General features: G+C 63.9%; 1 protein-coding gene (only partly in view). It reads right to left on the reverse strand.

Positions 1 to 12,853 carry part of the coding region annotated (locus ABD256_RS33955) for a toxin glutamine deamidase domain-containing protein (RefSeq protein WP_344428643.1) on the reverse strand (this coding region is incomplete at its 3' end). The annotated region is longer than the window, extending 20,872 nt past the left edge and 20,816 nt past the right edge, so 12,853 of the 54,541 annotated nt are shown.

The raw sequence follows: 12,853 nt of genomic DNA on the forward strand, positions 1-12,853 counted from the left end.
CAGCACACCGTACGGCCCCGCGGAGTGGAGGAACGGCTTCAGCGTGCTGGGATCGACGGTGAAGATCGCGGCGGCGAAGGCGTCCAGCGGCGGTAACGTCGATACCTCCCGCCCCGGGACGTCGGCGAGGACGGACTGCTGGTGGAATTCCGCGTCCGACGATTCCTCCATCTGTCGCGTCGCGACCTGCGCATCGAAACGGCCCAACCGCGCGAAGTGGAAGTAGTACCGCTCGAACATCCGCCGCGCGGCCAGCAGCCGTCGCGCCACCGCGTCGACATCCGCCATGAGGAGGGCCGCGGCGGACAGGGCCTCCAGCCTGCGCACCTGGCCCGTCAGCCACCTGATGTCCCGTTGCAACTCCAGCCACGCCGCCCGTGCCCCGGCGTCCCCGGCCACGGTGCCGAGACCGTCACCGCCGCGGTCGCCCCGGACGTCCGGCGCCTGCACGATCAGCTCGTCAAGTGACGTTCCCAGCCAGTCCCGCTGCGCTTGCGGGCTCGCTTCCACCGGCGACGGCCTAGCGGTCCACGGCAGCTTCACGTAGTCGTAAAGTGCTTCCTTCCCCATGGTGGCGAGGCTGTTTTCGGCCTCCGCCCACTCGTACCGCGCGAGCACCTGGCGGCGCAGGCCCTCCCCACCGGGGACTCTGGCCCACACTTCCTCCGACCGGTCGCGGAGGCTGGCTCCCCGGTCGATGTACTCCTTCCACGCCTGGGCGGTTCCCGGTCGCTCCTTGCCATCCTCGCCGCGCCACGTGCCCTCTTTTTCCGGGCCTTCCGTCAGATACCGCTCCGCCGCAGAGGCGAGTACCTCGTGCTCTTCTTGTTCCCCGACGGATTCGCCGTCAACCACGCCCGCGCCGCCGATCAGCCGGGAATCGGAAGCCCGGCGTTCGGGTGCTTCGCCACTCATCGCGGTCGCGCCGGTCCAGGGCAACGGGGTGAACTGGACGATCGGGTAGTTCTCCCGCGCACCCATCCGCGCGAACTTCACGTCGAGGAAATTGATGACCCCGCGACGGTCCTTGTACACCGTGATGAAGTGCCCCTTGGCCTTTCCACCCCCGAGGAACACCATGCCCGCGGCCCCGATCGGCTGGCCGCGCATGTGCTCCGCGATCTGCGCGAACGTGGCATCGCGGAACTTCACCCCCGCGACCTCACTCGCGTAGTCCACGGGCGTGCGCTCGCCGCGACCAGCCACGTACGTGACACCGTCCATCAGCGAGAACGATCCGTGGATGTTCACCTCGAAGCAGTCGTCGCGTTCCGAGAACGGCGCGATGCCGCGCAGGTGGTGGAAGAATTCCGCGTAGTACGCCTGTTCGTCGGCTCCCGACCGGAAGCTGTTCTCGAACAGCACCGACCCGGCAGGCAGGTTCAACGCCTGCCTGAAACTGAGCGTTCCCCCCGGCTCCGGCAGCTCGTCCGGAGCGCCGATCGCCGCTCCGGCCGTGCCACGGAACTCCAGTTCGACCGCGTGCTCGTCCGGGAACTTCCCGTCCACGGCGACGTGCTCCCGGAGTTCGTCCTCCGTCAAGGGGGCCAGCCGCCGGTAGCGATCCCAGCCGTTGACGTAGACCAGGCTCGGGTACGCGGTTTCGATCGCCAGCATGGATTCGTGGAAGGTGTGGTGCCCACCCGCGAGCATGAACCCGAGAATCGCCAGCCGCACCAACGGCAGATCGAAGTCCATACCGTTTTCGTTGAGCAGCCCGGCGAAGCGGATCAGCTTGTAGGAGGTCCTGGACACACCCGTGCTGATGAGCCCGCCCGTGACCTTGGCCTCGCGCTGCTCGATGCCGCCCATCCCGATGTGTAGCTGCTTTTCCACGGGCTTCCACGTCAACCGCCCGTCGTCCAGCACGTGTTCGGCTTCCCGAGCGGAGAGAGGAGGACGGAGCGTTGCCGGATCACGATCGGTGCGCAGGAATTTCGCGCGCTCGGCGCGGATTTCGAACCTCGTGTCGTGGGAAACGCCTGCCAAAAGGGGGTCGTTCCCGTCGATGGGTTCGTTGACCCATTCGAGAAGCCCGGTGTCCCTGCGGAACCTCTTGCGATCCGCTTTGTCCAGCGGAAGCCGATCGTGCAATCCGGGGAGCTTCTCCTCGAACCAACTGGAGTCCGCCAACACGTTGAGGAAGTTCATCCGCTCGCGAATGTTGCCCGAGCGGATGAACTCTTCGTACGCACCCGGACCGGCATGCCCCATGTTGGCGGGATCGTCCCCGACGTTCTCGAAGGAATGCTCGACCATTTCCGGTGTCACCATCTTCCGTACCGCGGCAGCGAGCTTGCCCACTTCCGCGGCCACGGCCGGATGCGCGAGGAGGTAGTCGCCCAGCCTCAACTCGAACTCCCGCGACCGCACCGCGTATTCGATGCGAGCGGCGAGCCGCTCCGGTTCTGGCGATTCGGTGCGGTTCAACCCCTCCAACCGGGCGTAGTTCCCGCGCAGCGCCGTACCCGGCCCGCCCTCGTCCGCGACCCCCGCGCCACCGGTCAACGGCCCGGCCGTGCCCTGGCCGTCCTCGCCACGGTACTTCCGCTGGAGCACCCGGTTCGGCCGGACCGTGCCGGAGAGACGGCTCAGGTGCTCGATGTACTGAGCCAATGCCTCGCCTCGGCGGTGTTGTGCCTCGGCGGCCGCGAGCCGGAGCGCCTGCTGGGCAAGAGGATCTTCACCGGCATCGCGCAGGTCGATGGACTCGAACAGTTCCCGCACTCCGGTGGTGTCGATCTCGCCGAGCCCCTCGGCCGCCCTGGCGATGTCGTCGATGCCGGCCACCGTGATCCCCGAACGCCCGGTCACCGGTGAACCCTGTGCTTCGCCAAGGCCGGAAGCAATGTCCCGAGCGTCCTCGACCACGACCTCCCGGGAGGCGTCGCGGTCCAGCTGATCGATGAGCGCGCCGAGGGCTTCGAGGTAACCGAAGGGATTCTCCTCCTGCAGCCGCTCGACATCGGCCACTTCCGCCAGGATCTCGGCGGCGGTCGCGCGGTGGTCGGGACCGTCCGGGGCCAGCGGTTCGGTCGCTTCCGCGGGTCCGGTGTCCTCGGTTGCGGGCTCCTCGGCAGGCTCTTCGGATACGAAGTAGTCCAGATAGGACGCCATCCCGTCATCCGGCGTCACCGGTACCGGTACCGGCGTGAAGGGACGGCGCGCGCCCGGTTCGATGCTCTTGCCCAGCTCAGCCTTCAGATAGCCGCTCGGCAACGGCGGATCCCCGAGCGCCGACCTTGGTTTCCGTGCCACGCCGAGTTTCGCGCCGATCTCGTTCGCCAGGGCCGTGGCCTGCTCGAGGTCACGCGCGGTGACGCCGGATTCGATGAGCCGCTGAGCGACGATTCGGACCATCGGCGCGCGCCAGTGCAGATTCGGCGGCCTCCGCTTGAGCAATGACGCCAGACTTTCGTTTCTCATCGAGCTTTCGGCCCGGTAGGGATCAGTGAACGCCTGGGAATAGTTGACGATCCCTTCGGCCAGCTTGATCAGGTCATCCGCCAGCCGCTCATCGAACGCGCCAAGCGCTCGCACAGCGCTCGCCGCGGCCTTGCCTTCCCGAAGCACCCGCTCTGGGGTCCAGTCCAGCCGTATTCCGTCCTGCACGGCATCGGCCCGCCCGTCCTTGAGCGCGAGTTCCTCGGCGAGTTGGTCCACGACCTCGGGCGCTGTCCGCGACGGGTCCCGGCTCAGCCGGTTGACCGCGACGAAGGCCAGGTCGTTCTTCGAGATTTCGATCATCCGCGCGGCGCCGAAGTGGACCAGCCTGTCCAACTGCGCCCACACCGAAACCCAGGATTCCCAGGTTACCCCGGCACGGGCCTGGTGCTCCAGTTCCGCGTCGAACCGCTTCCGTTCGGGGCTCGCCTCCGGCTGCTCCTGACGCGCCGGTGCGGCCCGGGGTTCGAGCCTGCCCGCCTCCTGGAGCGGGCCGAGATGGCCGAACTCGGCCGGGTCGATCCCGGTGAGGTCGGCGACCAGGTCGTTGGTCAGCCCCGCGATAGCGTCGGCGAGCCCCATGAGATTGGCGATGGTGCTGGCCACCTGTCCTGGAACCACGTTGTCGTACCGGGCCTTCAACGCGGCCGCCACCACCGAAATCGCTTGGTCCCGGACATCGGGATCGGCCAGTCTCCGTACGTAGTCCTTCGCGAAATGGGCACCTTGGAACAAGCCAAGGCGGTTTGCTACCGCCACCTTGTCGAGCAGTTCCCGTGTCCATTGTGGACGCCTGCCTGTTCCGGGACCGAATTCGCCATCCGCCGTCCGGTGGACGAGATCTTGCTCGCCGAACGCGGCGAGGTAGTTCACCACCTCCGACACGTCGTCGTCCGACACCGCTTCGTCGGCCTTCCACAGCACTTCCACGATGTTCTGCTGCAGGAACGGGGCGTACTCCTCGTCCCCTTGCTCGATCAGGTACGCCATCACGTCCTCGATATCGTCCACAGTCATCTTGAACGCGTCGAGCGCACGATCCAGTCTCCCGGCTTCGTCCGCATCGGCTATCGGCTCGAACAGCCCCCCATCCAGGTCTTCGAGGTCGCTGGGTTCCGCCTCCGCCATGGTGTCGTAGATTTCCTGACGGCTCAGGCCTAAGCTCAGATCGTCCTTGATGGCCTGCGCCACCACGGCCGCATGCGCCATCAGCGCGTCGTCCGTGGACCGCAGTGCCCGCGCGTAGATCTGTGTGAGGACCTGCTCGACGCTGCCGACAAGACCACGATCCTTCAAGCGGGACAACGAGAAGAACCGGTGCAGAGTCCGGCCGGTGTGGCGCTTGGCGTTTGCCTGGTGCTCCGCGGTACCGCCGGAGTGGTCCGGTGCGGTCGTTCCCAGTGCGGCGAGGTCCCGTTCCGTCCACGGAGAAAGCGCGATGCCCATTACCACGTCTTCGACGGGAATGCCGCGCTCGGCCTGCATCCTGGCCGCGACCAGCTCAGCATCGACCGGATCGAAGTTCCGCCGCCGGAGACCGGCCAGGACCCACTCGCCGAAAGCCTCGTGCTTGTCTTCCCCGCGCTTCCGCTTTCCCGCGGACCGCGCTTCCTCGAGCGCGGACCGGAAGTCCGCCGTCGTCCAGGTCGTTCCGATACCCCGGCCGATGCGCAGCGCCCGTTCGAAAGCGGCGGTTCCCGGCGATCCGGACCGATCGCCGCTCGCGTACATCGCCCACATCAGTACGGAGGTCAGTTCCTCGGCGTACGGTCCGGCTTTCACCGGGTGCTGGGTACGAACCAGCAGGCGCTTCGCGTCCCGCTTCAGCCCGGCCAGCGTGTCCTCGTCCAGCCCGGCCCCGGCCAGTCGCTGGCGCGCGGACCAGTCCGCGTGACGCAGCAGGTACGGAGTCCACTCGGTCGGATGCGGACGCGAAGTGTCCTTGTCCTCGCCGGACGGCGGCCCGTGCGCCGCTGGTGGTGCGTTGGCTCGCTGCAGGTCGGAGCCGGAATCGGAGGCGTTCTCCGCCGGAGGTTGTGGTTCGGAGGTAGGCGGCTGGCCCGCCTCGATCCCGGCCACTTCCGATAGTCCGCCGAACAAGCCCTCGCGGGGGAGCTCATCCTCCGGCGACGCTTTCTTTGTGGGCATGAACCACACCAGCAACCCGTGCTCCACCGCCGGCTCGACGAAGCGACCGACCTGACCGCTGAAGAAGTTGACCTGCCGGTTCGGGCTCACATGCGCGTTGAACACATCCGCCAGCCCGCCGCTCGTCGCCCGGACGAGCACGAAAGCATGCGCGTTCGCACCCTCCGATTCAAGCCACCCGCGGATCGCCGCGAACTCGGACTTCCGGAACCGGGAGTTGTACTTCTTCTCCAACTCGGTCACCGATTGAGGCGCACTCCCCGGTGCCTTGTGCACCTCCCCAGTCGCCAGCGTGTCCAACGACGCCTCCGCCGCCGGAATACAATTCGTCAGGGACCCCTTAAGACGCCGGTCATAATTATCCGCGTTCACCCCACGAAGCGGCCCATAATACCCATCCAACTTCCGCCCCAACCGCAAACCAGCAGGCGGCGCACCAGCCTCGACACCCTCCATCTCATCAGCACCAGAAGCGGCATCGTCCACGTCCGAGAACCGGAACCCGTCCTCCTCCCCGAAGTCGAAGTCCTCCAGCAACCCCGTCACACCCGAATCACCGGAACCGCCCGTCTCGACGGCCGAACCGAACAGCTCATTGAACAAAGCGGGCTCGATATCGAGCCAGGAATCCATATAGTCGCTCCCCGGCTGCCCAAAACCGGCCGTATCGGCCGGGTCGGCATCAACAAACAACGAGCCCTCAGGGAGCCCATCCGGCCCCAGCAGATCATCTACCCAAGACACATCCTCCTGCTCACCAGCGGGTGCCGCGGACGGACCCGCTACCTCCCTCCGCCCACTCGCCGACGACTCGCCCCCCGTCCCGTCGTGCTTACGCTTCACCCCCTGCGGACCCGACGACTCCTGCCGCGTCTGTGCCGACTGCGCAGGTGTCACGGAAGGAACATCGTAGACACCGAGCACCTCATCCGCTTCCTGTCCGGCATCCCTCAACCGATCCGACTGCGCGGGCCGAAGCGGCATCGACGACCTCTCGGACACCACCGGCACCTCCGGCACCACCGTGGAGACCCGCACCCCCATCCTCGCCGGCAATCCATTGACATAACCGATCTTGAGCCACGCTTGATTGGCGGCCGGGACCGCCTCCGCAGCAAGCTTCTTCAACAAGGTGAACCGAGCGTGTTTCCGCTCCCGATCGAGCCACTGCCGATCTATGCCCGACACCGTCTTCGCCGCCTGCCCCAGAGATCTGGTTGCCATACCCAGGAACAACTGCGACCGATCACCGGACGACTTAGCCAGGAAGTCCCTATAGAAATCCCGCATCCGCCACAACAGATACTCCCGGCCCGCCCACGGCAACCGTTCACCGCCGCCCTCGTCGAACACGAAATCCAGATCACGTTTCACCGACGAACCCGTGACGACATCCACCAGGCCTAATTCCAAGAAACCGTCATCTAAGCTCTTCACCATCGTACGAGGAGCACGGAACATCAATTCCATTTTCAGACCACTGGTCACGTCGCGGTAAGCTTTCTCATAGTCCTTGGGAACCGGGAAAGACCGCACCTTGTCCAGCACCAGGCCATCCAAGAAACGATGGAAGTGCTCCCTCAAGGTCATGTTTTTCGGTTTACCGTCCACCTTCGCCGGAAAAAATTCGCCAAGCAGATTCAAATATTTTTTTTGCAACGCAATTCTGGCGCGAACGTCTGGCCACACCTGCTTACCAGAATCGGGCAATTGCAGACTTCCCAGAATCCGGTTCCCCAGCATATTTACGAACTCCGGCAAAGAAGTCCGTACTTCGTCCGCTACAGTCACCTCCACGCCCGCGTCCACACCCAAACGAACGCCGCCCGCGACAAAATCTCTCTTGCGCTGCACGCCCGCGTTAAGTGGCACCGCCTTGGCACGTCGATCGGGCCAGTCGATCACCATTTCTTGAACGCCCGGACCCCGCACGGACTCCTCCGAGCACACGGCGGCCACGCCGTACAACAACGCACCGTTCCTAGGCGTCGTATCCACTCGAAGGGTAAGAGCGGCGATAATCATGGCTTCACGCTCATCCTTGTCAGTCAGTCCATAGTTCTCCAACGCCGTATGCGCGGTCGCGCGGATCACCTCCTCCGTCGCGTCCTGGCGCTCGGGCATCGTCGCCGGGTTCAGCACGAAACCCAACCGGGTCCGCGGCGCGTCGCGCTTTGAAGTGGCCTTATTCTCCCGCGCCCATCCGTCCAGCAGATACCCCAGCCGCCGCCGCGAACCCGCCGTCAACCCACCAGCCTTGGTAAAGAACATCCAGCCGTATCGATTACCAGAACCGTAATCATCAATCATCCGATACGGAGAACGATAGACTCTAAACACAAACTCGAGAGCGGGACCGATCTTAAAAGGATCGCAGTGGACCTCAATTCCAATTTTTCCTGGATCCAGAGCACCGCTATCGGCGTACCACTCGTTCCTTTTCTCGATTCGCCCCGGCAGACCTTCGGCAAGTTCGATTTTAGCCTGCACCTCCACCAACAGCCCTGCCACCAACTCATCCCGCAACAATCCCCACAACCTCACGAGAAGATCCTGCTCCTTCAGCATCGGATCCCTAACTCGCAGTCCTAGATGCATGTCCGGAAGTTCCCGACCCGCACGCAGTAACCTCAGCACATTCTCCCGAATCGCCGATCGAAGTTCATTTAGAACGCGTTGATCTTCCACGGAGAGGAGCTTCCTTAGAAGCTCATTTTGGGCGCCAGGGCGCGCCTCGCCGAACAGCTTTTTTAAGTCCTGGTCGGCAACCATAGGCTCCCACCTGTACACCTCCTCGCTATCCTTCGACTTTTGCCGTCTAATAAAGAGGGGCATCAAATACCCTCCGGAACGCAACGGCTCTGGTCGCTCTATCTGACCAGGCCACATCACCGGCCGAGCCCGGACCTCCGCGGGCTTCTCCCTTCGCGCACCCGCCAGCTTCCCATAAAGCAGCGAACTCCTCACAGAAGAACTGCTTTCTACGTGTAAGGTGAGAGCTTTGGTGATCGCATTGACACGTTCAGAATCGTCCAGCCCATGCTTCGACAAGACTAAATTGGCTATCGTCGCAATCTCATCGCGCGCTATTTTCTGTCGGTCTGTATTTTCCCTGGCCCTCAGGTCAAAGTCCAGGGTGGCCCACCTCTTCAAAGGTTTCCCAGCATTACCCTGCACCCACCCCTCCAGCAGATACCCCAGCCGCCGCCGCGAACCCGCCGTCAACCCACCATCTCTGGCGAAGAACATCCATCCATAATCGCCCTCATGTTGATAATCAGCGATTCGCCGATACGCGGAAGCGTGGACAGTAAACACGAAACCGGCCTGCTTCGTCGAGTACTTGGGCTCGTCGATAAAGATAGACACGCCCAGCTTTGCCAGATCCAAATCACGGTCTGTCCCATACCATTCTTTGTTATCCGAAATCTTGCCCGGTGCACCCTTCGCGCGACCTATGCGCTCCGCTATCGCACCTTTCAATCCATCCATCAACCACTCACACATCGCTTCTTGCAGACGCTGACCGTAATCTTTTATCGCCTTGGTGCCAGCACTGAAACTCAGCTGCATATCTGGCAACTCGCGATCTTCCGCCAGAAGTGTCAGCACATTAGCCTGCATTAAAGTTCGCAGGTTATCCAGATTTTCCTGCTCCACAGCAGACAGGAGTAGCACAAGCACATTCACATTTCGCTGGCTGGCTTTGCCGAAAGCCGCCTTGATATCTGTCGCCGTACGCGCGCTGAGGTCTGCCTTCCAGGACCATTCGCGCCCGCGGGAAAGCTGCGCCTGTTCGACCAGTTTCCCGGGTGCGAGCGTTATCAGCTCCACCGGACTGTCCCCCGGGACAACCGTGTTGGACTCAGTTTTCCTGGGCCAGAACACACTTCGGCACCGGTCCGACGGAAATCGTAAGGTATCCCCCACCACTCCCTCGGCGCGACCATAGAACAACGGGTTAGGACCACGACGGAGCACTGTGTATATACTTAGTCCGGTTTTTATCGCCCGGTCGCGCGCCTCCTGATTCGAGAGCGCTGTCAGCTCGTGACGTTCCAGAGCTTTCTCGGCAATCTCGGTGACCGCACGACTCACCAACTCTCGCTTGTCGGCAACCGAACCCGTGTTGACATGGAACCCGAAACTCATTGGGCGGTCCACATACCGCTCAGCCCACCCGTCCAGCAAATACTCCAACCGCCGCAACGACCCCGCCGTCAACCCGCCATCTCTGGTGAAGAACATCCATCCATGCTCACGACCAAGACGGTAATCAGAAATTCGACCATACGCAGAATGATAGACTTTGAACTCGAACCCGGGAGTATGAGAGTTTTCCCTGGGTGCATCAAGCTCGATTTTTACGCCTAGTTTTTCCAAAATCAGTCGACCATCTTCGGTGTACCACTCTTCTTTGCTGGCAATCTTGCCTGGATCCCCCTCCGGGCGCTCGATACACTGCGCCACCACGTCTTCTAAACCATCTAGCAACCAATTGAGCACTGCTTCCCGCAACGGTCGATCAAACTTGTTTATCACCGATTTCGCGGCACCGAAGTGCAAATGCATATCCGGCAACTCGCGGCCCTCCGCCAGCAACACCGGAACATTTTGATGAATCGCTTCCCGAAGTTCGTTCAGCTTCCCTTGATCCTCACGCGGCAGCAACTCGGTCAACACATTTCGACCGCCGGCATCCGCAATCGCCTGCTCGACTTTTTTCGCAGTAAGGTTGACGAAAGAGATCTTCCAACTCAACTCAGCTTCTACGGCTTTCTTCTGGGACGCGAACTCGATCGGCATCAACGGCTCTGTCCCCTCAGCGGGCCGGACACCCCGGTCGAACGCCGAACCAGCACCCACCGGCGGAGCCGCCACAGCAGCGGTCTCCGAAGCCGGGCCCGCCTCCGATTCCACAGGACGCGGGCGCCGACGACGCGACGGACCACCCCTCGCGTCCGGCCGCGACTCCTGGTCACTCGACGTGCCCGCGATCCAGATGTTGCCGACCTTGCTGGCCGGACGACGCCCCCTCGCCGGTTCGAGGATGCCCACTGCTTGGGTCGGCATGAACCAGGTCTGGAACGGCCGCTCCGGCTGGATCGGCTCTCCCGCACCGTCCGCATAGGTGACTGTCCCGTCTTGCGCCACGTGCGCGACGTACTTCATCTCACCGGACTGGTCGTCGATGTAGTGCACATGGCGGTCACCGCGATCGCGCACGACGCGGACCGGATGGCCACGTCCGCCCCTGACCCGCACGGTCATCAGCACACCGTGCGCGCTAGCGCCCCGGTCGTGGTCGAGCATGGCCCTGCTGATCTGGTCCATCCCGGCGACGCGCGCGAACCGCGCGTGGAAGTAGTTCTCGAGTTCCAAGGCCCGCCGCGGTCCCTCCAAGGTGGCGATGCTCGGGTGGCCGCCCTGCGTCTCGAACCCCGAGACCGTGGCCGAGTAGCAGTTCGTCAGGGCTTCTGGGACCTGGTCCACGAAGTTCTGACGGTTGATCAGCGCCAACTGGCCCCAGCGGCCCCGCAGCCGGTTGCGGGCGTGCGGTTCCAAGGGCAGCAGGTCGTCGAGCACACCGGCCGCTTCGCGGTACCACGGGTCCGAAGGCTTCAAGGACTCACGGGGATCCGCGCCGGTCCGGCGCACGTGCTTGTCCAGCCCGCCGATCAGGAGCGTGCGGACCATCGCCGCGATCGACGCACGTGGAGTTCCGTACGTCGGCCGGTCACGTTCCCGCGCCATGAGTTCGTCCACCACGGACTCCAGTTGCTGCCGCCGATCGGGCTCCATGCTTTCGAGAAGCTGCTGGACGACCCTCGCGCGCGCATTCGGGCTCACCGGGGGAGGGCGTTCGCGTCGCTGATCACCGCTGTCTTCGATCGCGTTGTCGAACAGGTCGTCGAGAGCGTCGTGCGCGAGGTCGCGGGGCGCCGGCCCCTGCCCTGCCAAGGCGCCGCTGTCGCGGTTCAAGTCGCTGCCATCGTTACGCAGTTCGGCGGCGATCAACGGCGCGTACGACGTCGCCACCAGATCGTGATCCACATAGGACAGATAACCCAGCGCGTCGAGCACGGTGTGGTAGATCGGCCGCTGGTTTTCGAGCTCTACGCGGGCCAGCCCCTCGCGAGGCGTGAGCCACGGCAGCATCTTCAGCCGGTGGAATCGGGCTTCCGTCACGGGCACGCTCTCCCGCATCCGCTCGGCCAGGTCGTTCAGCGAGGGAACGAGCGCGCCCGGGAATTCCGCGGCGAAGACATCGATCCAGAACCGCGCCGCGGCGAGCCGGGCATCGTTCGCTCCGGAAGGCCGTGAGTACAGCGCGGCGAGCAGGTCGGTCATCCCGCTCCGCAGCAGTTCCCACTCGGCGAGGATCCGGGGATGCGTCCCGGCGGGCAGCGATCGGAAGTCGAGGAGCGGCACAACCTGCTTTCGCAGTTCTTCAGCGTCCTCGCGGTCGGTCAGCACGTTGCCTGCCCAGCCGAACAGCTCGTGGCGCTGGCCTCGAAGTTTCAGCAACGCCAGTGCCCCCGCGGGGTCGCTGGAGTCCTCCGGAAGTTTTCCGACGTAGGCAGGTGGCTCGCTCCGCGGCGTCCCGGAATACTCCGGGCCGTGAGAGTTCGGCTTGGCCTCGGGGTCGAAGTTGTGCTCGAGCCAGTGCTCGTCACGATGGTGGACCACGGTGCCGAGACGGAGGTCTGGGCGGTCCGTGAAACCCTCGTAGACCGTTTCACGGATACCCGCGAGTTGGTCAAGGGCGTTGGCACGCCGGTCCGACTCGGCGTCGATGCGGGTCCTCCTGTACGCGAGATGTGCGCCAAGACGATCCAGACGCTCCGGTGCGTCGTATCGCGACGGTGCGGTCGTCTCCTGCTCTTCCTCCTCCAGCCAATTTCTTTCCCTGGCCTGCCGCACACGGTCGATACCGAAGCGATTCAGTTCGGCCAGGTACGCGTTCGACGCCACATCATCGTCATTTTTCGCACGGGCCTTTTTGTGCTCCTCCCATTCCGACTGAAGCTCGGTCTTTTCTTGTTCGGTCGCCGTGCGATCGGCATCGATTTCCCGCTGCCTGCGCTGCAGTTCCGCGTTTCGGCGGTTCAGCTCGTCCCGTGCGGCTTCGAGCCGGGGAGCCGCCGCAATACTCTCGTTCGGGTACCGCCGCCCAGCGTCCGCGATGATCTCGTCTGCCTCTTCGAGCCAGTCCCGGTCCAGTCTGAGCGCTTCTTTCCACGCCTCGATATGTCGGCGC

It is taken from the genome of Amycolatopsis minnesotensis (assembly GCF_039529815.1).
Taxonomy (GTDB): Bacteria; Actinomycetota; Actinomycetes; order Mycobacteriales; family Pseudonocardiaceae; genus Amycolatopsis; species Amycolatopsis minnesotensis.